The sequence below is a fragment of the Sphingobacterium sp. UBA1897 genome, assembly GCF_002337775.1.
Lineage (GTDB): Bacteria > Bacteroidota > Bacteroidia > Sphingobacteriales > Sphingobacteriaceae > Sphingobacterium > Sphingobacterium siyangense.
Genome location: NZ_DDGR01000001.1, coordinates 72,786 through 97,962 on the forward strand (window position 1 = coordinate 72,786; position 25,177 = coordinate 97,962).

The following is a 25,177-nucleotide window of genomic DNA, read 5'->3' on the forward strand; positions in this document are numbered from 1 at the left end:
ATCTACTCTTTTTTTGTAACCATCTTGTGAAAAAGACCTAGGCAATCGACTATATTTAAATTTCTTACCTATATTTACTAATACGTTTTAGCTTTTTTGCTAATAATTTTAAGCTTAACCAAACGCTTCATTTATGTTTAATATTAAAAAACTAACAGGTAGTATTCTTTTTCTATTCGCGGCGCATGCTGGAATGGCGCAACAAACCTCGCCTGTTGATTTCGTTAACCCTTTGATCGGTACTGAATCGAAGTATGAATTGTCTAATGGCAATACTTATCCTGCGATCGCTCGGCCTTGGGGTATGAATTTTTGGACCCCACAGACTGGAAATATGGGCGATGGCTGGGTATATACTTACACGGCAGATAAAATTAAAGGATTTAAGCAAACCCACCAGCCAAGCCCCTGGAACAATGATTATGGTCAGTTTTCAATCATGCCAATAACAGGCACACCGCAATTTGATCAGGAAAAGCGGGCGAGCTGGTTTTCGCATAAAGCGGAAATTGCAAAACCTTATTATTATAGCGTCTACCTTGCGGATCACGATGTGACAACAGAATTGTCTCCATCACAACGGGCAGCAATCTTTCAGTTCACATTCCCCAAAACAGACAGTGCTTATGTTATTATTGATGCATTTGATAAAGGGTCTTATATTAAAGTAATCCCGCAGGAAAATAAGATTATCGGGTATTCAACAAAAAATAGCGGTGGTGTTCCAGAGAATTTCAAGAATTACTTCGTCATTACTTTCGATAGACCATTTTCTTACAAAGCTGCTGTTAAAAGTGGAGCGATAAGTAAAGACGAATTGGAAATTCAGGATAATCACGCCGGAGCAGTCGTTGGTTTCTCTTCCTTGAAAAGAGGGGAAAAGGTCACCGCCCGTATTGCTTCTTCCTTTATAAGTTTTGAGCAGGCAGAACTTAATTTAAAAGAAGTGAAGTCCAAAACATTTCAACAGGTTGTTGACGAAGGTAAAGCACAGTGGAACGAAATCCTCGGACGTGTACAGGTTGAAGACCATAATATTGACCGGTTACGTACATTTTATTCCAGCCTCTATCGTTCAACACTTTTTCCAAGGGATTTTTCTGAAATTGATGGAACAGGCAAGCGTATGCATTATAGCCCCTACAATGGGCAGGTCCTACCTGGTGAAATGTTTACAGATACAGGTTTTTGGGACACCTTTAGAAGTTTGTTTCCGCTGTTGAATTTATTATATCCATCCATGAACGATCGCATGCAAGAAGGTTTGGTGAATGCGTATAAAGAGAGTGGTTACCTTCCGGAGTGGGCTTCGCCAGGACATCGTGCATCGATGATTGGAAACAATTCTGCTTCTATTGTCGCAGATGCCTTGATGACTGATCGGAAAGGCTATGATAAAGACCTGTTATGGGAAGCGCTCAAGCATGGGGCCAATAGTGCCTATCCGAAACACTCTTCGACGGGACGCTTCGGTTATGAATATTATAATAAATTGGGCTATATACCTGCTGATGTAAAAGTAGACCAAAATGTAGCACGTTCATTGGAATATGCATACAATGACTGGTGTATTTATCAATTTGGCAAAGCACTGGGCAAACCGGAAGCTGAAACAGCTATTTATGCAACACGCGCGATGAACTATAAAAATCTGTTTGACCCAAGTACAAAACTTATGCGTGGAAAAAAAGCAGACGGATCGTTCGTCTCAGATTTTGATCCAAGTGCCTGGTCAAGAGAATATACGGAGGGAAATGCTTGGCATTGGAGTTTTTGTGTGTTCCATGACCCTCAGGGTTTAATTAATTTGATGGGTGGTAATAAATCATTTGTGTCCATGTTGGATACGGTGTTTGTTATTCCGAGTTATGAGGGCATGAAAAGTCGCGGAATGATCCATGAAATGCGTGAAATGCAGGTGATGAATATGGGGCAGTATGCGCATGGAAATCAGCCTATCCAACATATGCCCTATCTGTATAATTATGCTGCAGAGCCCTGGAAAGCACAATATTGGGTACGCAAAATAATGGATAAACTTTATTTGCCTACACCAGACGGCTATTGTGGTGATGAAGATAATGGGCAGACTTCAGCCTGGTATGTCTTCTCTTCGCTGGGATTTTATCCTGTTTCTCCTGCCTCGGGCGAATACGTGATTGGTTCACCACAATTCGATAAGGTGACACTAAATCTCGAAAATGGGAAAAAAGTGAATATCCAAGCTAAACAACAGGGAGCAAATCAGGTCTACGTAGATCAACTAACTTGGAATGGAAAGCCTTATAGTCATAATTATATCCGTTATAAAGATTTATTGCAGGGTGCCAAACTTGATTTCAAAATGAGCGAAGCACCGAATAAAAATAGAGGTACAAAAAAAGAAGATGCTCCATATTCCTTTAGTAACGAGAAAATAAAAGGAAAATAAAGATTGAGTTCTGATAGACAATAATGAATTCAATGATGATACTTTAGTTCTAAGTAATTGTGTCGACTGTTTAATTGATCTTTTAAGGTTTGTAGCTGAAACCATGAACATTACTTGTTTTTTGAAAACCATGACTGCTAATTTTTTAGGCTGTCATGGTTTTTTTACACGAATAAAATAATCTTAGCTATTTAAAGTCATACCTTTGTGATTCGAAATTTCGATATGTTAGGCAAAATATTTCATTTTTTAACACTCTTTGCATACCTTAATCTGTTGACCTATGAGTCTTTCTCCTCGGCAACCGGACAGGTGCTGCATGCAGGTGAGACCATTGTGGAGTATTTTCTGGATGACGTATTGGATTTGGAACCCATTCATTCTTCCCAAGAAGAAAAAGTACTATTGCAAGATGATTATCGTATATTTTCACTCAATAGTCAAGTACTACCAATTTTTATTTTTGTTTTTGGAATCGTCTTTACTGCATTATGTTTTGCAAAAGATGATGAACATCCTTTTTACCGATCTAAAACCCTATGCTTACCAGGGTATTATCGCTTCCTATCCCGTTTTAGGCCATTCTAGTTACGCTCCTCTAATTTTCTAGCGGAGGCTGCAACAATTTAGTTTTATTTCTATATATGGTATGGAAGGCTTTGGGCCGCTCTTTACGCTATAGAATTGCTGTAGCTCCCATCTAACACATTCTCCTAACGACTGATTTTAAAATACCGTAGGAGGGTTTAACATTTTACATTTTTTATCGTTTATGAAGAAATTACTTTTACTGTGCCTTTTCGTGGGTATGGTTGGGATGCTGGCTTCATGCCATTCATCCAACGCTAACGCTGATTCGAAAGAAGAACTCAAAAATATACCTGTAGTACCTTTAATGGTAATGGATACGACTGTTTATCAGGAGTATATTGCGGATGTTCAAGCCCTAAAAAACGTCGAAATTCGTTCCAAATTGAATGGCTTTTTGGATAAAATTTATGTAGACGAGGGGGCTTGGGTAAAGAAAGGCCAAATGCTGTTTAAGTATAATAATGAGGAATATCGTTCGGAATTAGCCAAGGCCAAAGCACAGTATGATAATGCCATTGCCGAAGCGCAAAAGATTAAGCTGGAAATGGAACGAACTCAAAAATTGGTTGACAAGAATATTGTAAGCTCTTCCGAATATAATTTATTAAAAATTCAATTAAAAGCGGCCAATTCTAAGATAGAAGAAGCCCGAGCTTTGGTTAATCAGGCACAGACAAGATTGGACTATACTGTTATACAGGCTCCTTTTGACGGCCGTATAGACCGTATCTTATTGAGAGAAGGCTCTTTATTGACCGAGGGTAGCTTAATTACGACGATCTCCGATTTAAGCAAAGTGAACGTTTATTTTGATATTTCTGAAAGAGAGTATCTGACACTTATGCGTGATAAACTGGACGGTAAGGAAACGCAAAAATCGGTCAAGTTAATTTTGGCCAATGGTGAGCTGTATCCACACGAGGGAATTGCCCATTTGGTAGAAAGTGAATTTGAAGCCAATACGGGATCCATTGCCCTTCGGGTTCAATTTCCCAATGCCGAGCATATCTTAAAGCATGGCGCAACAGGTAAGATTGCGGTGCCAATGCAGACAGGGGAACATACCTTTGTACACCAAAAATCAGTATTTGAAATTCAGGATAAGACATACGTTTATACAGTACAGGCAGATAGTACCGTAAAAATGACACCTTTTACAGCGGGCCCGCGTGTGGGGCATTATTACATTGTGGATGGAGGTTTAGATCCCAACGCCAAGATTGTCTATGAGGGAGTACAGGGACTGCGGAGTGGAATGAAGATTAATCCAAAAATGAGGAAACTGTAGGGGAGGATAAATTATGTTTGAAACATTTATAAAACGACCCATATTGTCGTTGGTTATTTCGGTGTTTATTACACTTTTAGGGTTGTTGGCCTTATTTACATTGCCCATCACACAATTTCCGGACATTGTACCACCTTCGGTAGTCGTCAATGCCAATTATACAGGTGCCAATGCTGAGGTGAGTACAAATGCTGTCGCTATTCCTTTGGAAAAAGCAATCAACGGTGTAGCTGGGATGACTTACATGAATTCAGTGTCTACCAATAACGGCAGCACGGTTATTCAAATCTTTTTTGAAGTTGGTACAGATCCAGATATTGCGGCTGTAAACGTACAGAATAGGGTAACTACTGTATTGGATGAACTCCCTGAAGAGGTCATCAAAGCAGGGGTAACCACCGAAAAAGAGGTCAACTCCATGCTGATGTATCTGAATGTTTTTACCGATGATGAAACTGCGGATGAAAGATTCATTTACAATTTCGCAGATATCAACATTCTAAAGGAACTGAAACGGATCGAAGGTGTCGGTCTCGCTCAGATTATGGGAATGCGTGATTATGCAATGCGTGTATGGGTTAAACCTGACCGTATGGCAGCTTATAATATCTCTACGGAGGATGTGGTGGCCGCATTACGAAAACAGAATATCGAGGCTGCGCCAGGACAAACCGGTATCAGTTCCGATAAAATGCGTAACATGCAACAATATGTATTGCGTTATCCAGGTAAATTCACTGAAATTGAGGAATATGCCAATATACCTATTCGAGCTACTTCAAATGGTTCTATTATCCGTATAAAAGACGTAGCAGATGTTGAATTTGGTTCATTGGATTATGAAATGGTATCCAAAACTGATGGACGTCCATCCGCATCCATCATGCTAAAGCAATTGCCGGGATCAAATGCACAAGAGGTTATTCAGCGTGTAAAAGACCGCATGGCAGAATTGAAAGAAACGCAATTCCCGACTGGCATGACCTATACCATGGGGTATGATGTGTCGCGGTTTTTGGATGCCTCAATTTCTTCTGTCATCAAAACCTTATTGGAGGCTTTTCTTTTAGTTTTTATCGTTGTATTTATCTTTTTACAGGATTTTAGGGCGACTATTATACCAATTTTGGCTGTACCAGTGTGTTTGATTGGGGCATTATTTTTTATGCAGATGTTAGGTTTCTCAATCAACCTACTGACCTTGTTTGCCTTGGTACTGGCCATAGGTATTGTAGTAGACAATGGAATTGTCGTTGTCGAGGCTGTATATGCAAAAATGGAAGAAGAACATCTTCAACCTATGGAAGCGACATTGGAGGCAATGAAAGAAGTCGGTGGCGCTGTTGTGGCCATTACGTTGGTAATGTCTGCCGTGTTTGTTCCTGTTGCCTTTCTTTCAGGGCCGGTGGGGATATTTTATCGTCAATTTTCATTGACGCTCGCGGCTGCCATTGTTATTTCAGGTATCAACGCGTTGACATTGACACCCGCTTTATGTGCGCTTTTCCTAAAATCGCCCCATGACCGTAAACCTTCGAATAACTGGTTGGACCGTTTCTTTAAAAAATTCAATGCCATTTATGACAAGACTGCCTTCGGCTATAAGGGAATTTTGGTAAAAACCAGTGCGCGACGTGGACTGACTCTCCTTCTACTTGGAGGATTCTTTCTAGCGACCTGGGGAAGTAGTGCCATCTTACCCTCAGGTTTTATTCCAACCGAGGATCAAGGAATGATCTATGTAGCTGTAACAACCCCACCGGGAGCAACCGTAGACCGTACAGAACGTGTTTTGGATAAAATTGACTCCGTATCACGGAAACTCGATATTGTTGAAACGGTGTCTACATTGTCGGGGTATAGTATCATAACTGAAGTATCTGGTGCTTCTTATGGGATGGGGATGATCAATCTTAAACCTTGGAAAGAGCGAGATCAAACGGTAAATGATGTCATTAAAGAATTGCGGGATAAAACAAAGGATTTTGCTGATGGAGAGATTGAATTCTTTCCGCCGCCAACAGTCCCCGGTTTTGGTAACTCTTCGGGTTTTGAATTACGTTTATTGGACCGTAGCGGTAATGAGGATCTCAACAAGACGGCCGAGGTATTACAGAAGTTTATGGACGATATGGAAAAAAGTGATGTTCTTCAGGACATCAACTCCAGTTTTGATGTGAACTTTCCACAGTATATGCTGAAGGTGGACTACGATATGGCTGCAAAAAAAGGAATATCGGTGGAGAATGCCATGAATACGCTGCAGACCTTAATGGGAAGTCTTTACGCGACAAATTTCATCCGTTACGGACAGATGTATAAAGTCATGGTACAGGCTGGTCCCGAATATCGCCAAAGACCAGAAGATGTATTACGCTTATATGTGAAGAATGAGACGGGTGAGATGGTACCATACAATGCCTTTATTTCGATGGAAAGAATTTATGGTCCTGAACAAATTACCCGTTACAATATGTTTAGTTCAGCAATGATTACTGGACAGTCTTCAGCTGGTTTCAGCTCCGGGCAAGCTATCGAAGAAGTCGAGAAAATTGCATCATCTTTGCCGCAAGGGTATAGTATCGAATGGTCGGGGATGACTCGTGAACAGAAAATCTCCGGAAATCAGGCCTTGTATATTTTTGCACTCTGTCTTCTGTTTGTTTATCTGTTGTTATGTGCACAGTATGAAAGCTTTCTGTTGCCTTTACCTGTTCTGCTCTGTCTTCCGGCAGGGATCTTTGGTGCATTTATCTTCTTGAAAGTCTTTGGATTGGAAAACAATATCTATGCGCAGGTCGCATTGGTCATGCTGATTGGTTTGCTAGGTAAGAATGCGATCCTGATTGTGGAATATGCCAATTTGAAATATAAGCAGGGAATGGATATCGTGACCGCTTCAATCGAAGGAGCTGTTGCCCGTTTGCGTCCGATATTAATGACTTCCTTTGCATTTATTGCAGGTCTAATTCCCTTGATGATGGCCAGTGGAGCAGGAGCATTGGGTAACCGAAGTATCGGTACCGCTGCGGTGGGAGGAATGCTTATCGGAACCATACTCGGGGTAATTGTCATCCCGGGATTAGTGATCTTATTTTCAAAAAAAGACAACAAGAAACAGGTCGTTAAAAAAGCTTCTTTAGTCATAGCTGCACTTATTTTATTTGGTAGTTGCTCGGTTCCCAAAAAAACGCTTCAACCGGAGAAATTAAATGTACCGACTTCTTTTTCCAAACATCTTTCTCCAGATAGTTTAAATGTAGGAAGCCGGTCTTGGAAGGAAATTTTTAAAGATCCGAAGTTGGTTTCTCTAATTGATTCTGCGCTGCAGAACAATTTAGATATACGTCAATCCATTTTGCGGTTGGAATCTGCACAAGCGTATTTTAAACAACGGAAGGCGGCCTTGGGGCCAACTGTAGAGGCTGCAGTAGAAGGAGGAATTCGGAAATATGGGCATTATACAGAATCAGGAATAGGTAATTATGATTCAAATTTTTCGGAGAACTTGAAAAGTGATGAAAAATTGCCCGAACCATTTATCCCAGATTATTTTATAGGACTTCGTTCGTCCTGGGAGATTGATCTTTGGGGAAAGTTGAAGAGTCAAAAGCAGGCCGCTTATTTTAGCTTTTTAGCTGAGCAGGAAGGCAAGCGTCTATTAGAAACGGAATTGGTATCCAATATTGCGACAGCTTATTATGAACTAATTGCTTTGGATCAAAAGATAAAAGTTTACAATCGGAATATTGAATTACATAAAAATGCACTGGAGGTTGTTGAGGTGAAAAAAGATGCCGGTTATGCGACTGAACTTTCTGTGCAACAATTTAAAGCACTATTAGCCAACTCGAAAGCTGCCAAAGAACAATTGAGTCAGGAAATAGCACTTTGGGAACACCATATCAACGGCCTGTTGGGGCGTTTTTATCAACCTATTGTAAGAAGTACATATACCGAAAATGCAGATTTGTATCATGCAATGCGTTTTGGTACGCCAGATGATCTCGTGAACCAACGCCCAGATATTAAAGCCGCTTATTTGAAAGTCATTGCATCTTCGAATAATCAGGAAGCGTCACGTTTGGCTTTTTTGCCTTCTGTTGCAATAAGTCCATTTATCGGATTACAGAGCTTTAGCTTTAACAAGTTATTTAATTTGGATAAATCTATTGCGTATAATTTATTTGGCGGTATTACACTGCCGATATTTAATCAAAGACAGCTTAAAACGCAGTATGAGATCGCGAAAGCAGATTATGGAATTGCGTTTGTAGACTATGAAAAAGCAGTTGTAAACGCTTATAACGAAGTTTCCAATGTTGTCATGACGCAAGAGGCGATCGTCAAACGACGTAGCTTTGTCGATGAACATGTTCAAGCGTTAAACCTCTCTATTGAAGCGGCACAGGAACTATTTATTGCTGGGCGGGTGACTTCTCTCGATGTCGTTACAGCACAAAAAGAGTCTCTGGAAGCCCAAATCGGAAAAGTAGAATTGGAGAAAGAGAATACTTTAAATCAGATTCTACTTTACAAAGCCTTGGGAGGAGGTTGGAAATAGGTGATTAAGGATTAAAAAGAAAACTATTTTTCATGCGATAAAGAATTAACTTGTTAATTCTTGGACCCTTAACTGGGTCAGGGGAAGAGGCCGTCGTGAGACGTCCTCTTTTTTGTTGTTATTTTTATGTAGTTTAGTCTACACTATCTTGAACCGATTTTATTATGTTGCAGCGCATTTTTCTTTTTATTCTTTTCGCACATTTTAGTCTTTACCTATCTGCACAAGTGGCTTCCGATAGCACCCGGGTTTTGCAACGATTGGAATATCTGATGGAAAATCAGAAAATTTACATCAAGAACCGTGAAGATAAATTGGAGAAATTAAAACAGGAGGCAAAAGCATTAGAAGGCAATCCCGCTCAATTTTTGAAGAAGAACTACGAAATCTTTGAAAATTATAAGAAGTTTGATTCTGACGCAGCGCTTACTTATATTTTACTGTGTCAAAAGCTCGCTCCACCGCTTAATGACTCCCTACAGGCAGTGATTCATCTCGATTTGGCCTGGGTGTATTCCACCATCGGACGGTATATAGAAGCTTCACAATTGTTGAAGCAAGTCGATCCCGCTCATCTAGGTAGGGAGCTTCTTGCCAAGTATTACGATACCTACAGCTCCTTTTATAGTCATTACGGTCAGAGCAATAATCGGTCAGAATATTACCAGGCAAGTGAAAAATATCGTGATTCTTTGTTAACGGTACTACCGAAGTCTTCCTTGGAATATCGTACCACCATTGCGATAAAAACGCTGTTTAACGGTAACCGGGAGGACGCTAAAAAGCAATTGTTAATCCTATGGAATGAGAATAAAAAGGATATTGAGCAGCGCGCGCTGATCGCCTATTTTATGGGGCTCATTTATAAATATGAAAAGGATACGAAAAGCCAAATTTACTACCTTTCAATATCGGCCAGTGCAGATATTGAAATGGCAAATCGTGATAACGCATCTTTTCATGATCTGGCGTTAACGTATTACGACCAACAGGATTTTGATCGGGCTTTTCAGTTTATTGAAAAAGCAATCGACGATGCGATGTTATGTAAAGTACGGTATCGCATTATTGAGGGGACCTCTTCTTATCCCATTATCAATGCCGCCTATCAGCAGAAAATCAGTAGTCAAAATCGACAATTGGTTGGACTGGTCATTATCGTTAGTATTTTATTGATCGGTGTCATTATTGGACTTGTCATTATCTATAGACAGGTGCAACATTTGAGAAGGATACGATCAGAATTGTCTGCCACAAATCAGCAGCTTCGATCATTGAATAACGAAATCAACCAGACTAACCTTAAATTGTCGGAATCCAACCATATTAAAGAAGAATATATCGCCCAATTTTTTGACATGTGTTCGAGTTACATCGATAAAATGGAAGATATCAGAAAGGCATTACTGAAAAAAGCGACGAATCAGCAATGGGATGCGCTGCGGGAACAGTTAAAGTCAACGCAAATGGAGGAAAGGGAAGTGCAGCAGCTTTATGTTAATTTTGATCGTATCTTCTTAAATCTATATCCAACCTTTGTTGATGAATTCAATGCACTCCTTCAGGAAGAGGAGAAGATCTATCCCAAAAAGACAGAATTGTTAAATACCGAACTTCGGATATTCGCATTGATTCGATTAGGGATCGATGATTCCGTGAAGATTGCAAGTTTCCTGCGATACTCGCTTCGAACGGTTTATAATTACAGAACAAAAGTACGGAATAAAGCCGCGGGAAATCGTGATGCTTTCGAGGCGGCTGTATGTCAGATTGCGGTGATCGACCGGGCATAAAATGTGCTATAATACCCGAAAATTAGCTATGTTAAAGACAATTGTACGCTCCTTTAGGTACTTTTTAAGGGTGTGTATTTTTTATAGGTATCTTGTTTTTAGTTATTTATGTTTTTTCTTCGGTACTTTTTAAGTACTAGCTCTTTTTTCTCCGTCAAGCTGATCTTAGTTTTGTTTTGAGCAATGAAGCAGGGGAAACTCATTGCCATTTTGGAATAACCAAAAGATTAAACAATAACCAATTTTTTTATTTCATATGATTTACTTTACACGAAAAGTTGCCTTTTCAATGGGGTTAGCTTTCTTGTTTACTTTGGTGAATTTGGTGTTTGCCCAAGACCGGATTCAAGTTAGTGGACGTGTCTTGGATGCCCAAGATCAGAAACCACTCTCAGGAGTAACCATTACACAAAAAGGAAGTAATAACGCAGTCTCCAGTAACGGAGATGGACGTTTTCAAATTTCAGCTAGCACGGGCAGTATACTCCAATTTACTTTTGTTGGCTACGACAGTAAAGAACTACCTGCCAACAGTACCATGATTGTCCAATTAAATTCCTCAACCAATTTGCTGGAGGATGTTATTGTAATCGGTTATGGTAGCGTGAAAAGAAAAGATGTCACGACTGCAATCTCTTCAGTTTCCACCAAAGACTTAGAAAAGAGACCCGTTACTAATTTTGGGCAAGCCATTCAGGGTAAAGCTGCCGGGGTCACTGTTATTCAGCCGAGTGGTCAGCCAGGTGCAGCACCTCAGATACAAATTCGCGGAATAACGTCTTTTAATAGTAATACCACTCCTTTGTATGTTGTTGATGGAGTTCCTGTGGAAGATATTAAGTTCTTGTCTCCTAATGATATCACGGATATTCAAATTCTAAAGGACGCGTCATCGGCAGCGATTTACGGCTCGCGTGGTTCGAACGGTGTTATCTTGGTTACGACAAAATCAGGAAAAGCCGGGGAAGCAAAAATTACACTGGGAACACAATGGACAGCCAATGTTGTCAATAACACGGTTAAAGTTTTAAATACCAGTCAATACAAAGATTTACAGGATGAAATAGGCATGATAAATCTGCCAGAGGGATTGTTGGATCAAACAGATTGGTTTAAAGAAACCTATAAGACGGGGATCCAACAAAATCATCAAATATCCGTTTCGGATGGCAATGAGAAGCTCCGTTATTATTTAGGAGGGGGATATTTGAACGAAAAAGGAACACTACAGGGATCCTTCTTTAGACGATATAATTTTCGTGCTAATATTGATAATCAAGTCCGAAAATGGCTAAAGGTAAATGCGAATATCAATTATTCCGATAACAATGATAATGGAATTACCTCAGGATTGGGTTCTAATCGTGGGGGCGTAGTTACATCGGTGATTACAACACCAACCTACGCGCCTGTATGGGATCCAACCAATCCGGATCGATTCTATAATAATTTCTATGGGATCAACAACATCACCAGTCCTTTGGAAAACCTAGCCCGGACAAGAAATAATAATAACCGCGAAAACCGACTTGTTGCCACAGGAAGTGCACTGATTTCTTTTATGCCTAATTTAACTTGGAAGACTGCGTTTTCATTGGATAGAAGATCAGGTGTGATGACCACCTTTTTGGACCCTTGGACAACAGCTTGGGGAAGAAACCAATTCGGGGAGGCTTCAGATATTCGTAATACAAATACCGTGTTGACTTGGGACAATTTCTTGACGTACACGAAGAGCTTTGGAAAGCATAATTTGGAAGTAATGGGCGGTTCGTCATGGACAGATTCCAAATACTCCAGAAGCTATATCTATGGTTCAAACTATGCAAATGGAATCATTGAGACACTTAATGCGGCAAACAAAATCTCTTGGGATAGAACAGGATCTACAGCATCCAACTGGGGGATTATGTCCTATTTCGCCCGCGCAATGTATAACTACGATGGCAAGTATTTATTGACCGCAAATATGCGTGCCGATGGTTCTTCGAAGCTGAGTCCGGAACGTCGCTGGGGGTATTTCCCATCGGTTTCAGCTGCATGGAGAATCTCTTCTGAAGACTTTATGAAAGATGTAACCTGGATAAACGACTTTAAAATCCGTGGCGGATGGGGACAGACAGGTAATCAATATGGATTAGGTGATTATGCGTACCTGCAATTGAGTGGGATCCAACGTCAACAGTGGTTCGTTGAGGGAAAAGACAATTCATTGCCAAATATCAATAAGCCAACAATCTTAAGGGCGAAAGACTTGACTTGGGAAACGACAAGTACAACCAGTATTGGTTTTGATATCACTATGTTGAATAATCGACTCAGCATCAGTGCAGATTATTACAACAAGGATACGAAAGATCTTTTAATGAATGCAAGTTTGCCCGCAGGACAGCAAGCAACCACAATCCAAAGAAATGGTGGCAGGTTGAATAACCATGGTTTTGAATTTGCGGTAAATTCAAAAAATCTGACCGGAAACTTGACTTGGAATACCGATTTTAATATTTCTTTTAACAGAAATAAACTGAAACAACTGGATCTACAACAAGTGTACTACGATGTAAAGACAAACGATTATGTCAATGATTTTGTCGTGAAGAATGAGCCAGGAAGATCACTTGCAGGATTCTTCGGTTATATCTCTGATGGTGTAAACCCTGAAACCGGCGAGCTCATTTACCGCGACTTGAATGGCGATGGAAAGATTTCATCGAGCGACCGTACATATATCGGTAATCCTCTTCCAAAGTTTGTCTATGGTATGACAAACAGCTTCTCCTGGAAAAATTTCGACCTCAGTATATTTATTCAGGGAACTTACGGAAACGATATCTTCAATGCGAGCCGCATGGAAACAGAGGGGATGTATGATGGCCGAAATCAAACTACTGTTGTATTGGATCGTTGGCGTGTACCGGGACAGATTACCAACGTTCCGAAAGCTGGGTTTGACATGAAAAATTCAACTTATTTTGTTGAAGATGGTAGTTATTTGCGGATGAAAAATGTTTCCCTAGGCTATTCCATTTCTCCCGAGAGACTGAAACGTATTGGTATCCATAAAATTCAGCCTTATCTATCTGTAAGTAATCTATTTACCTTGACTAAATATTCCGGTATGGATCCCGAAGTAAACCAATATTCCGGCGGATCTGATTCCAGAATCCAGGGTATTGATTGGGGAACCTATCCACAGAATCGTTCATTTGTTTTAGGTCTTAATATTGAGTTTTAATTGTCTGTATCATGAAAAAATATATAAGTAACGCTCTTTCTTTGCTAACCGGCTCTTTGTTTTTATTTTCTTGCTCTTTGAACCGTGATCCACTTTCAGATTATTCGGATGTTAGTCAAGGAAAGACAGAGACAGGAACGCAGATTGTTTTCAAGAACAAAGCCGAAGTTGAAACTTATTTGGCCGGAATTTACCAGCAGATGAAAGATCGGCAGGAACATTGGTATCTCGACCTCCTCTTGATTGGCGATTCGCACGCCGATAATTCCTATGCGGGAACAACAGGCGCGGAAGTTGTACCTTTTGAAAATAATTCTATTGAAGGGTCTAATTCTGTGGTTGACCGGGATTGGGGAAGATATCTGGAAGATGTTGGACGTGCAAATCGATTGATCATTTATGTGGATAGTGTCGCCGATAAATCGGTGAGCGATACAGAAATTAGGACTTATAAAGCACAAGCTAAACTATTCAGAGCATTGGCGATGTTTGATATGGTCCGTATATTCGGATCTATCCCTGTCATCACCACAATTGCACCCGATATTACCGGTGATAATGTCAATGAAGTTTATCCGCAATATTTTCCAAAACAAGCTACCGAAGAAGAAGCCTATAAGCAGATCGAAAAAGATTTGATGGATGGATTGGCAGATGCGCCAGCCAACAATAGCGGAAATAAAACTTTATTTACTAAATCCGTAGCGCGAGCTATGCTGGCAAAGATCTATGCCGAAAAACCAATTCGCGATTATGCTAAAGTCATCCAATTTGTTGATGCATTGACTGCGGATGGTTTTGATCTGACTACCAATTACTCGGATTTATATGCAATGAATGCAAGCAACACCGATCTTGCGCAACGGAATACGAAAGAATCGATTTTGGAGGCACAGTTTACTTCAGGTGGAGGTAACTGGGCGACTTGGATGTTTGGACGGGATTTGTCCAATTATGATAATAACTTCACATGGGCAAAATGGATAACCCCATCACGGGATTTGATACAAGCATATACGAATGAAGGGGATCAGATTCGTTTGGGGCAATCTATTGTCTATTATTCCACTACTTGGAGCAACTATTATCCTTCCAATCATTATCCATTCATGTTTAAACTGCGGTCTGCATTTAATAGTATTGTCAAGCTTCGTTACGCAGATCTTTTATTGCTTAAGGCAGAAGCTTTAATTCAACAGGGATCAGATTTATCCGGCGCAGCAGACATTATTGACAAAATTCGCACACGTGTTAAATTACCAAAATTGTCAGCTGCGATACGTTCAAATAAGGATGCTTTATTAGATGCTTATTTGAAAGAACGTCGTTTGGAATTAGCCTTCGAAGGACAACGCTGGTTCGATCTCGTGCGCTTGGACAAGGTGGAATCTGTCATGAATGCGGTCTATGCAAAAGACGCTGGAAGAAAGCCACAGGTGTATCCCTTCACGAAGAACTCTTACCGTTTACCGATTCCGCAACCAAAAATTGATCAGAATCCTAATTTAGTTCAGAATCCGGGGTATTAATTGATTTAACAAGTGGAATCTCCCATCTGATGGATGGAGACAAATATATTAACAGATGAAACGTAATAATAAAAAAACTATGATATATACATTCTTGTTGTCCTGTCTAGTGACGGCAACATCTTGTAACCGTGACAGCTATACACCTTCGCAAGGTGATGAAATTAAAAAAAGTGGAGATGTTACCATTTATACGACGACAGGCAGTCGGTCTTTGGATTTTGGAAAGCGCTTTGTTGATTTCAGCTCCAAATTTAATATGTCGCCCAATACAATTACGCTAGATCCTACTAAGAAATTCCAGACGATGGACGGCTTCGGTGCAGCCATCACAGGCTCAACATGTTATAATTTAATGAAAATGAGTAAGGAAGATCGGACAAAATTCCTTACAGAGACTTTTTCAGATAAAGATGGAATGGGAATGAACTATATCCGTATTGCTATTGGATGTTCCGACTTCTCTTTGAGTGAATATACCTGTTGGGACAAAGAAGGAAAGGAAAATTTTGGATTGCAGTCTGAAGAGACCCAATATATCATTCCGGTGCTTAAAGAAATACTTGCTATCAATCCATCCATAAAAATCATGGGCTCCCCATGGACTCCACCGAAATGGATGAAGGTTAACAACCTAACTGATTTAAAGCCCTTTGATTCATGGACCAGTGGTCAGTTAAATCCAAAATATTATCAGGACTATGGTTGGTATTTCGTTCAATGGATCCAGGCACTGAAGAAAGAAGGCATTAATGTTTATTCGATTACTGTTCAAAATGAACCATTGAATAGAAAAAATTCCGCTTCGCTTTATATGTCATGGCAGGAACAACAGGCTTTTGTCAAACAAGCTTTGGGCCCGCAATTAAAAGCGGCTAACTTATCAACAAAGATCTATGCATTTGATCATAATTATAACTATGATAATATTGCCGATCAGTCTGATTACCCAGTAAAGATTTATAACGATGCCGGAGCAGCTTCATTCTTCGCCGGAGCGGCGTACCATAATTATGGTGGGGATAAAGCTGAACTTATTGATATTCATAATCAACGCCCAGACAAGGAATTGGTATTTACGGAAACATCCATTGGGGAATGGAATGATGGACGCAATCTTGAAAAACGTTTGATGGAGGATATGCGTGAAGTGGCTCTCGGTACAGTGAACAATTGGAGTAAGGGGGTTATTGTATGGAACCTGATGCTTGATACTGACAAAGGGCCAAATCGCGAAGGTGGCTGTCAGACATGTTATGGCGCCGTGGATATTAGTAAGGCAAATTATAAGAATATAACGCGCAATTCGCATTACTATATTGTTGGTCATCTTTCTTCGGTTGTCAAATCAGGAGCCTCGCGGATTGGTACTTCTGGGTATACAGCAGAAGGGCTAGTTTATACAGCCTTTCAAAATACAGATGGGACCTACGCTATTGTTCTGTTAAACGAGTCGGAAGATAGCCGTAAAATTACCGTCGCAGACGGTAAACATCATTTTAGCTATGATGTGCCAGCTAAATCGGTTGTTTCTTACCGTTGGACCTATTAACTGGAGGATGATAAACCCTAAGCGCTATCACATTGATAGCGCATAAATTATGAACAAATGAAAAGATATCTCATCAATATACTATTGGGAACTGCTGCTATTACTGCAGTTAGTTCCTGTAAAAAGGATGAAAAATATACCTATCAAATAGGGGATCCTAAAATCGAATTGAAATCGCCTATCTCGGCTGCAAATTTTGGGGATAGTCTCGAGTTTCAGGTCCATGTGTCGGATAGTGAAGTTGCGCTGTCTACTGTTAAAGCACAATTGTATTTTACAGACGACAAGGTAACAGAAACCGTCATCCGTACCAAACAAAATGGAGACTATGCTGGAAAAATTTATGTTCCGTTCTTGAAAGATATTCCCGATGGAAAAGCAACCCTTAAGTTTGTCTTACAGAATATTAGCCAAAAAATAACGGAACAATCTTTTGATATTAATCTGAGCAGACCCGACTTTCCATATTTAACTTTAGTCACAGAATCCAAATCCTATCGCATGGAAAAGGTAGGACGTAATCAATATGCGGCAAAAGAAAATTTTGCAGCTGAGGTAAAAGGCTATATTCAAGCGCCAAAAGTAGGTACACAGGGCAATGCGATGAATTTTGGTTGGGTCAATAATATTATTAACTTGGGGTCTACCGCTGAAATTCCTTTTTCAAATTCAACCTCTGGTGTATATCCAATTCAATTTAATACATTGACATTTCAGGCATCTCCATTTATTGTTGTACTGCTAAATGGATCGCAGTTCAGTCGACTGGATGATAAACATGCTAAAGTTGAAATCGAGCTGGCTCAAGGGAAAACGACGACTTTTGAAGGGATTGCGGATCTGCAAGATTGGTGGATCGATCCAGATTTCTTTACCAAAGCGGCCGACGGAGCCCTATCGTTTAAAGGATCAACTGGAAAATACCGTGTTACAGCAGACTTTAACTTAAAATACTTTGTAGTTGAGGCGATGACAGGCAATGATTTGGCAAAACTACAAGATGATGGATCTGGTGCTGTGTGGATTATCGGTGAAGGAATTGGAAAGCCTAAAGTATCCAGTAACCAGGTGGGCTGGAACACGGATAAAGCGCTTTGTCTGGTTCCACTAGGTAACAAGAAATACCAGATAACTGTTAAGGCAGGAGAGTCTATAAATTCTGATAACATCAACTTCAAATTTTTTCATCAAAAAGGATGGGGAGGTGAATTTGGGGGTACAGATGTGACAACCTCAAATGATATCGTCTTTGTGGGGGATGGCAAGAATGGTCGTGATTCAGGCAATCTGGGTATCAAAACGGGTAAAGTTTTAGAGGCAGGTAAAACCTATGTTTTTACATTGGATTTAACTGCCGGCAATAAGAAAGCGGTTTTGACGGTTGAATCAAAATAATTGAAATTGAGTTTTATAAGTCCTAGGTAGTAGTCTGCCTAGGACTTTTTCTTTTAAATAGCATTTGTTTATTCCAAAATTCATTTGTTATATTTGCCCAAACTCAAGATGAATCATCATGAGCTCGATTTGGTAAGTTTACAAGATAAAGAAACAATCTTAACGATGTAAGCTGCTATTGAGAATAAAATATTCGAATGAAAATTAGACTGTTTATATGGATTCTATTACCCTTGATGCTCCTGCAGAGCTTCTCAACGGTATGGCTATGGACAGTTTTCGAGTTGAATCGAGATTATATCGCACGTTACGAATGTATCAATCGCTTTAACGATAATGCGCTTGCCTGTCGAGGCCAGTGTATTTTGATGAAGAAAATGCGCGAGCATGAGGAAAAGGAACAAAAAAATCTTGAATTACGTATTATTGATGTCGTTTTTATAAATAATACGCAAGATTTTACTTTTAAAAACACGGCTCTTTATGAAGACACTGTGGAGCGCCTGCTTCCAGTATATAAAGAAGATTATTCCTATAATCCCATTTTTACAATATTTCACCCCCCTTTGGTTTAAATCCAGTTAATAATTTATTTGATTAAGTAGTCGATCACTGACGATGGATTACAAGGTATGCTAAGATTTCCTTCGCGTTATAATTTCGCTGTGAAACTGCTTTTAGTGATGCTTTGTCCATAAAATCGATCTTTCGGTTAAGCTATTTATTCAATAACTATTTATTTCAATGAAACCTTCCTAATTATTTGGGCTACATCGCGGTGTGGATCCGAATCATTTGAATATTGATAATAGCTAATAATCTGTTTAATATCAGTATGATGGTTTCATTTCGCTAGAAGTTGAATGGAGCGCATCTATTACGATGAAATATATCCGTTCGTCACAATAGGATATCATTTTGATTTATTGCGTGAGTTCCGGAGCTCACGCAATAAATCGGATAGCTTCCTAACAAATGAAAAATTATAGATGAGAGATTTATTTATAAAAAAAATGGTTTTTTATATCGCGATTATATCCTTTCTCCTAATTGCTTGTACAAAGGAGAAAACAGACTATGAGGCAGAGCGGGGAAATACTGTGGCAGAGAATACAGAGTTTAAAGAGGTTACAAGCCTTGTTTCGTCAGGCTATAGTATTCGTGTTGAGGCCTTAGGTGGGGTATTGTATCGCGGTTATAATGATATCCGCGTGATAATCAATAAGCAGCAAAATAATGAACCTGTAGTCGTTTCCTCAGTCAAATTGCTGCCAGTCCAAACCAATGTGCAAGGAATGAAAATTGTTTGTCCGCACCAGTCCGAAATGGCCTACACGTTGGATGGTCGCTACTTTTCGGGTTACAGTGTGTTTACAGATGAAAGCTCTGCAGCAGCAAACTGGAGTTTGGAAATCGATTTTACAATTGGTGGTCAGACCTTCACCGCTACACAGCATGTAACTGTGAAGCCGCAGGTAAATAAAAATCGTAACATAACCACTTTCACTGGGAAAGATGGCGAACAGTATTTAATCGCCTTGATTGCTCCTTGGAAACCAACTGTTTCTGAAAATAAACTGGTCGCCGGGATTTATAAGTTAGACGCTGCACAATTGTCTTATACGACAGTGAATGGATATACCTTACAATTGGATCCGCGTATGCCAGAACCTTCGATGGGCAACCATTCGTCGCCCAATAATAAGGACTTGGTACAACAGGCCGACGGGTTGTACCATGGTGTTGTGAATTACACAATGACAGGTAACTGGACATTGAATTTTATTTTGGTCAACCAAAATGGAAGGGTAATAGCAGGAACTGAGGTACCCAAGGACTTTACACCTGGAGTAGAAGGTCGTAAAAGTGAGTTATACATTGATATTCTATTCTAGCGGCTATGAGGAAGATAAGTATTATTCTCTTTATGTTGTCTTTGGGATGGAACGTACACGGACAAAACAATCCTGTTACCCGCGATACAACGAGACGTCTAGCCGAGGTTACAGTCAATGCAGCTGCCAAAAAGAGGATTGAAAACGATCTGAAGATGACAGTCTCCGTAGATGAATATTTGGCTTCTGCAAGTAATATCAGCTTCATAAAACGTGGTGCCTATGCTTGGGAACCCCTGCTCAATAATATGAGTAGCGAGCGTTCGACAATTACGATCGATGGGATGCATGTCTTTGGAGCATGTACGGATAAAATGGACCCGATAACCTCGTATGTAGAAAGTAATAACCTTGCTGCGATAGATATTAAATCGGGGCAGGAAGGTAATCTGCATGGTGCTACGGTCGCTGGCAGTATAGATCTAAAAAGAAGGAATACCGCGTTTGGCCTGCAGAAAAAAATTGGCGGAGCCTATCAGACAGGTTTTGAATTCAATAATAAGCAGACTTTCAATCTTGGGAATTTATATTACTCAAGTGACAAATTTGTGGCAGATGGAAGTATTGCCTTCCGGAAGGCTGGAAATTATTACGATGGAAATGACGATGAAGTACGGCATTCGCAATATAATAAATTCAATGCGTCGTTGGGCTTGGCCTATAAAACAAGTCCGCTTTCTGCTGTTCGGGTTGATGCTATTTTTGATCGCGCAAAAGATGTGGGATTTCCTGCTTTGCCAATGGACTTATCCTTATCCAGAGCGATTATCACTTCCGCTGCATACAAACAGTTGTTTGAAGAGGGTTTGGTAAAGGTATGGGACACCAAAGTTTATTTTAATGCAGTTGAGCACTATATGGATGATACGACCCGTCCGGAAAATTTGGTCCATATGGATATGCCAGGCTGGAGTACGACCTATGGTCTTTTATCTAAAATTAATCTGCAGAAAGACCGCTATTCTTCGGAAATACAGGTAAATGCTTACGATAATCTATCGATAGCTGAGATGCGCATGTATCCGCAGGATCGATCCAAACAGACCATGTTTGCCTATAGCTGGCCATGGGTGACCACCCGTTTTGCGAGTGTAGCCATTAATAACTCGTTAGATCTTTCTGATATCAGTAGACTTGTCTTTGGAGGTTCATTGGGTTTGAACTATAACTATTCGAAATACGTTGAATTCAATTGGATCTTCCATCCTGGTTCTCCTCAGAAGAAAAATAGAATTCTTCCGAGCCTACATGCTAGCTATCAGTTAAATATTGGTCAGTTTGACTTTTCCTTAGGAACAGGGTTTGGGCATCGTGCTCCTTCTGTTTCGGAAGCGTATGGTTATTACATTTACAACAGTTTCGATCGTTATGACTATATCGGAAATCCGGATTTAAAAAATGAAGTCTCTTATGAAGCCAATGCCAGTGCCGGATTTAAGACCGAAAAGTTAAGCATTGGGGCCAAGGCCAATTATTTCTTTATCCAAGACTACATTATTGGCCGGATTTTGAGTTTGGGTAGCCCGATGAACTATCAATCGGTAGGCGTGAAAGGCTATACCTCTTTAGATCATGCGACTCTGTTTAATCTTGCACTCAATGCGCAATATCAAGTTTTGCCAGGTCTAGATTGGAAAGTCGTACTTACCTATGCCAGAGGGCAAGACAATATGGGCGGAAACCTGCCTTTTATACGTCCCTTAAGTTATCAAGCATCACTGCATTACCGATACAAAATGATCGGTGTGCAAACTTCAATGAACGGGGACTTTAGCCAGGTCAATTTTAGCCCTGAATACGGAGAGGACCAAACTGCATCCTATAAGATATGGAATGTTTCGGCAGACTATACCTTCACTATTGGAAAATTGAATGCAATGTTTCAGGTCGGTGCGGAGAACCTCTTCAATGAATACTATAGTACCTATGCAGATTGGGGAAATATACCACGCATGGGTAGGAATATTTTTACATCCTTAAAAATCAATTTTTAAATACCTTAAAACTTAGAATAAAATGATGAACAATGCAATTAAGCTCCTGATGATTTCTTTGGTTATGGTTTCTTGTAGCAAAAGTGAAGATGTCGCCAACAGTGTTAACTTACATTTCAACAATACATTTAAAAATACAACAATTGTGCTGGGTAATGCAGATTCACCAGCTGCCTCGACAAATACATCAGCCAGTGGACAACTGCATCAGTTTTCTGAACTGAAGTATGTAATTAGCAATATCAGGCTTATTAAAGCCGATGGATCTGAAATCCCTTATAATGTAAATGATCTGGATAAAGGGGCTGCAGTAATTGATCAGGCGAAAGCGGCAACTTTAAATTATGTACTGAGTAATATACCTGTTGGCGAGTATAAACAGATCAAATTCGGTTTGGGGGTAAAACAGGAAATAAATACATTGGATCAGTTAAGATTCCCAGTGTTTTATGCAACAGCTGGGGCCAACGATACTAAAATGCACTGGGAATGGGGGACAGGTTACCGATTTACGAAATTGGAAGGCTTTTATGATGCAGATCATAAAGAGTTATCTATTCACACTGGAAGTACGATCAACGGAACAAATGGTGATGAATCCACTTATAAACAGGGGGTCGATGCTTATCGGGATATTACGTTGAATTTACCTTCCTTAGTTACTGTTGGAAAAAGTGTACCACAGATTAATATCAGGGCGGATTTCGATAAGCTCTTAAGCGGAAAAACGAATACCATCACACTGGGTGCCAACAATGCTGTGCCTAGTATTCATTCGGCAGTCGAAATGGTCAAATTTGTTGATAATCTTGGCGGTAACGGTAGCAGCGATACAGCTGGAATGTTCACTGTTGAGAGTGTTTCTAATTAAATATTACGTAAATGGCTATGATCTTGAATGAGGTTGTAGCCATTTGCTGAAAATACGTTATGCATAAACAAAAGAACGCCATCTGATTGTACCATGACTTTCGAATGTGCATTCTGAATATTCATCAGCCATTGATAAAAATAAAAGGATGAAAAAAGTCATCTTAATCCTGACAGTTATAGTGATTGCTTTATCCTGTAGTAGGGATGATATCGTTGAATTTACGCAGCAAGACAACCCAACAGTCAATTTCAGTATTCCTGCGGATTTTCCGAGTCTGAATAATGCATTTAATAGCAATAAGCCAACAAAGTTTGGTGTTGAATTGGGTGAAAAACTATTTCATGAGAAAAGATTCAGTGGAAATAATACGATATCATGTGCCAGTTGCCATAATCCCTCATTGGCTTTTTCCGATGGAAAAATGCAGGCAGTGGGTATAGATGATCGCATCGGATTTCGGAACACTCCACCTTTGCAGAATTTGGCTTTTATGAAATTTTATAATTGGGATGGCAATATACTTGAACTGGAAAAGCAACCTTTAGTGCCAATTATCACGCATGAGGAGATGAACTCTTCTATTCTGGAGGTTATCGGTAAAATTAATGGGGATTTTGACTACAAAGTATTGTTCAAGAAGGCTTTTGGCGACGAGAATATTACACCTGAACGAATTTATAAAAGTATTGCGCAATATGAGTATACCTTAATTTCGGCCGACAGTAAATATGATAAGGTAAAACGAGGTGAAGGGGAGCAATTCACGATTGAGGAAGAACGGGGGTATCAGCTGTTTAAGTTGAAATGTGAAAGCTGCCATGCAACAGAATTATTTACCGATCAGAGTTTTAGAAATGTAGGGTTTCCTTTAAATAAACATCCAGACGAGGCCGGGCGAGCACGTATCACAGGTATTGAAATGGACTATATGGCTTTTCGGGTACCTTCTTTAAGAAATGCGGAATATACAGCGCCTTATGGAAGTTTTGGGCAGTTCCCAACGTTAAAATCTGTCCTGGATTATTTTGACAAAGGTGTTTTGGATGCAGCTAACCTTGATCCGATTCTTAAAGAAAATGGCAAAAAAATTCCTATGACAGAAGAAGAAAAGGAAGCTATCATAGCTTTTATTAAGACATTAAGTGATCCCAAATTTGTAGGTAAATAATGCTGATTTATGAATAGAAGAGATCAACCAATTGTTTCGCTTCTTTTACATCATGTACGCGGAGAATTTGTACGCCTCTTTCGAGAAGTAAGGTATTTAAAGCAGTGGTGCCATTTAAGGCTTCTTGAGCGGTGATTCCGATCTTTTTATAAATCATAGATTTACGGGATATTCCACCCAAAATTGGTAATTCGAAGTAGTGAAGTTCATTGACACGATAGAGCAACTCATAGTTCTGTTCGACTGTCTTTGCAAAACCAAATCCCGGATCAAGAATAATGTCTTTCACCCCCATACTTCTTAGCGTCGCAATGCGGTCACCTAAAAAAGTGGCTACGTCAGTTACAATATCTGTATAATCTGTTTTTTCCTGCATATTTTCGGGAATACCGCGCATATGCATGAGAATATAGGGAACTTGATATTTTGCTACCGTGGCGAACATGTTATCATCGAGCGTGCCTCCCGAAACATCATTTATGATGTGCACTCCCGCATCGATGGCAGCAGCAGCAACGTCTGCTCTGAAGGTATCTATTGATAAAATAGCGTCAGGAAATACATTTTTAATTGCTCGAATAGCGGGAAGAGCTCGATCCATTTCCTCCTGTGATGAAATTAATGGAGCACCCGGACGTGAGGAGTATGCGCCAATATCAAGAATTTGAGCACCTTCAAGCAATAGCTTCTTTGCTTTCTCTACCGCAAGTTCGACGGTTGTATTGTCGCCACCGTCATAAAAAGAATCTGGAGTCACATTGAGTATCCCCATAATAATGGGCTTTTCGAAGGTCATTAAGGTACCATCGACCAGTATGGAGTGACAGGCTGAAGTGTGGAATCTTTTCATCAGAACAATGCTAGGTTT

15 protein-coding genes are annotated in these 25,177 nt (G+C 39.9%); 14 read left to right on the forward strand and 1 reads right to left on the reverse strand.

The genetic code is table 11. The features are described from left to right. The first annotated feature begins 133 nt into the window (after window positions 1-133). From B4N43_RS00220 to B4N43_RS00285, 14 genes are all read left to right on the forward strand, one after another. Window positions 134-2,431, forward strand: coding sequence for a GH92 family glycosyl hydrolase (locus tag B4N43_RS00220; protein ID WP_286732223.1), 2,298 nt, complete (start codon window positions 134-136; stop codon window positions 2,429-2,431). Window positions 2,432-2,656: 225 nt separating this feature from the next. Next, on the forward strand, window positions 2,657-3,019 hold the full coding sequence (locus tag B4N43_RS00225) for a hypothetical protein (protein WP_070561742.1): 363 nt from the start codon (window positions 2,657-2,659) through the stop codon (window positions 3,017-3,019). Window positions 3,020-3,203: 184 nt separating this feature from the next. Beyond that, window positions 3,204-4,310 (forward strand): efflux RND transporter periplasmic adaptor subunit, encoded by a 1,107-nt coding sequence (locus B4N43_RS00230; protein ID WP_088159977.1) that lies wholly within the window; start codon window positions 3,204-3,206, stop codon window positions 4,308-4,310. A 13-nt stretch (window positions 4,311-4,323) separates the two neighbouring features. Continuing rightward, the gene (locus tag B4N43_RS00235; RefSeq protein WP_088159978.1) at window positions 4,324-8,874 is read left to right on the forward strand and encodes an efflux RND transporter permease subunit; all 4,551 of its coding nucleotides are present in this window, start codon (window positions 4,324-4,326) and stop codon (window positions 8,872-8,874) included. 164 nt (window positions 8,875-9,038) lie between these two features. Further along, window positions 9,039-10,667, forward strand: coding sequence for a DUF6377 domain-containing protein (locus B4N43_RS00240; RefSeq protein ID WP_088159979.1), 1,629 nt, complete (start codon window positions 9,039-9,041; stop codon window positions 10,665-10,667). A gap of 289 nt (window positions 10,668-10,956) precedes the next feature. Next, window positions 10,957-13,902 (forward strand): SusC/RagA family TonB-linked outer membrane protein, encoded by a 2,946-nt coding sequence (locus tag B4N43_RS00245; protein WP_244294339.1) that lies wholly within the window; start codon window positions 10,957-10,959, stop codon window positions 13,900-13,902. A gap of 11 nt (window positions 13,903-13,913) precedes the next feature. Further along, the gene (locus B4N43_RS00250; protein WP_286732228.1) at window positions 13,914-15,431 is read left to right on the forward strand and encodes a RagB/SusD family nutrient uptake outer membrane protein; all 1,518 of its coding nucleotides are present in this window, start codon (window positions 13,914-13,916) and stop codon (window positions 15,429-15,431) included. Window positions 15,432-15,510: 79 nt separating this feature from the next. Continuing rightward, window positions 15,511-16,983, forward strand: coding sequence for a glycoside hydrolase family 30 protein (locus tag B4N43_RS00255; RefSeq protein WP_232475660.1), 1,473 nt, complete (start codon window positions 15,511-15,513; stop codon window positions 16,981-16,983). Between the two features lie 57 nt (window positions 16,984-17,040). Beyond that, the gene (locus B4N43_RS00260; protein ID WP_286732230.1) at window positions 17,041-18,378 is read left to right on the forward strand and encodes a DUF5125 domain-containing protein; all 1,338 of its coding nucleotides are present in this window, start codon (window positions 17,041-17,043) and stop codon (window positions 18,376-18,378) included. A gap of 197 nt (window positions 18,379-18,575) precedes the next feature. Then, a complete protein-coding gene (locus B4N43_RS00265; protein WP_075990767.1) occupies window positions 18,576-18,953 on the forward strand; it encodes a hypothetical protein in 378 nt (125 codons plus the stop codon). A gap of 438 nt (window positions 18,954-19,391) precedes the next feature. Continuing rightward, window positions 19,392-20,273, forward strand: coding sequence for a hypothetical protein (locus tag B4N43_RS00270; RefSeq protein WP_286732231.1), 882 nt, complete (start codon window positions 19,392-19,394; stop codon window positions 20,271-20,273). Between the two features lie 5 nt (window positions 20,274-20,278). Further along, window positions 20,279-22,267, forward strand: coding sequence for a TonB-dependent receptor plug domain-containing protein (locus tag B4N43_RS00275; protein WP_286732232.1), 1,989 nt, complete (start codon window positions 20,279-20,281; stop codon window positions 22,265-22,267). Window positions 22,268-22,289: 22 nt separating this feature from the next. Beyond that, entirely contained in the window at window positions 22,290-23,138 is an 849-nt protein-coding gene (locus B4N43_RS00280) for an MbnP family protein (protein ID WP_286732233.1), read from the forward strand. A gap of 148 nt (window positions 23,139-23,286) precedes the next feature. Further along, window positions 23,287-24,309: a cytochrome-c peroxidase gene (locus B4N43_RS00285; RefSeq protein WP_286732235.1), complete on the forward strand. Its 1,023-nt coding sequence runs from the start codon at window positions 23,287-23,289 to the stop codon at window positions 24,307-24,309. A gap of 7 nt (window positions 24,310-24,316) precedes the next feature. Here B4N43_RS00285 and folP read toward each other — a convergent pair whose 3' ends face one another. Next, on the reverse strand, window positions 24,317-25,159 hold the full coding sequence (folP, locus tag B4N43_RS00290; RefSeq protein WP_286732236.1) for a dihydropteroate synthase: 843 nt from the start codon (window positions 25,157-25,159) through the stop codon (window positions 24,317-24,319). Between the last annotated feature and the right edge of the window lie 18 nt (window positions 25,160-25,177).

Coding starts and splice junctions, on each gene's coding strand:
- B4N43_RS00220 (WP_286732223.1), top strand. CDS start 134: ATGTTTAATATTAAAAAACTAACAGGTAGTATTCTTTTTCTATTCGCG.
- B4N43_RS00225 (WP_070561742.1), top strand. CDS start 2,657: ATGTTAGGCAAAATATTTCATTTTTTAACACTCTTTGCATACCTTAAT.
- B4N43_RS00230 (WP_088159977.1), top strand. CDS start 3,204: ATGAAGAAATTACTTTTACTGTGCCTTTTCGTGGGTATGGTTGGGATG.
- B4N43_RS00235 (WP_088159978.1), top strand. CDS start 4,324: ATGTTTGAAACATTTATAAAACGACCCATATTGTCGTTGGTTATTTCG.
- B4N43_RS00240 (WP_088159979.1), top strand. CDS start 9,039: ATGTTGCAGCGCATTTTTCTTTTTATTCTTTTCGCACATTTTAGTCTT.
- B4N43_RS00245 (WP_244294339.1), top strand. CDS start 10,957: ATGGGGTTAGCTTTCTTGTTTACTTTGGTGAATTTGGTGTTTGCCCAA.
- B4N43_RS00250 (WP_286732228.1), top strand. CDS start 13,914: ATGAAAAAATATATAAGTAACGCTCTTTCTTTGCTAACCGGCTCTTTG.
- B4N43_RS00255 (WP_232475660.1), top strand. CDS start 15,511: ATGATATATACATTCTTGTTGTCCTGTCTAGTGACGGCAACATCTTGT.
- B4N43_RS00260 (WP_286732230.1), top strand. CDS start 17,041: ATGAAAAGATATCTCATCAATATACTATTGGGAACTGCTGCTATTACT.
- B4N43_RS00265 (WP_075990767.1), top strand. CDS start 18,576: ATGAAAATTAGACTGTTTATATGGATTCTATTACCCTTGATGCTCCTG.
- B4N43_RS00270 (WP_286732231.1), top strand. CDS start 19,392: ATGGTTTTTTATATCGCGATTATATCCTTTCTCCTAATTGCTTGTACA.
- B4N43_RS00275 (WP_286732232.1), top strand. CDS start 20,279: ATGAGGAAGATAAGTATTATTCTCTTTATGTTGTCTTTGGGATGGAAC.
- B4N43_RS00280 (WP_286732233.1), top strand. CDS start 22,290: ATGATGAACAATGCAATTAAGCTCCTGATGATTTCTTTGGTTATGGTT.
- B4N43_RS00285 (WP_286732235.1), top strand. CDS start 23,287: ATGAAAAAAGTCATCTTAATCCTGACAGTTATAGTGATTGCTTTATCC.
- folP (WP_286732236.1), bottom strand. CDS start 25,159: ATGAAAAGATTCCACACTTCAGCCTGTCACTCCATACTGGTCGATGGT.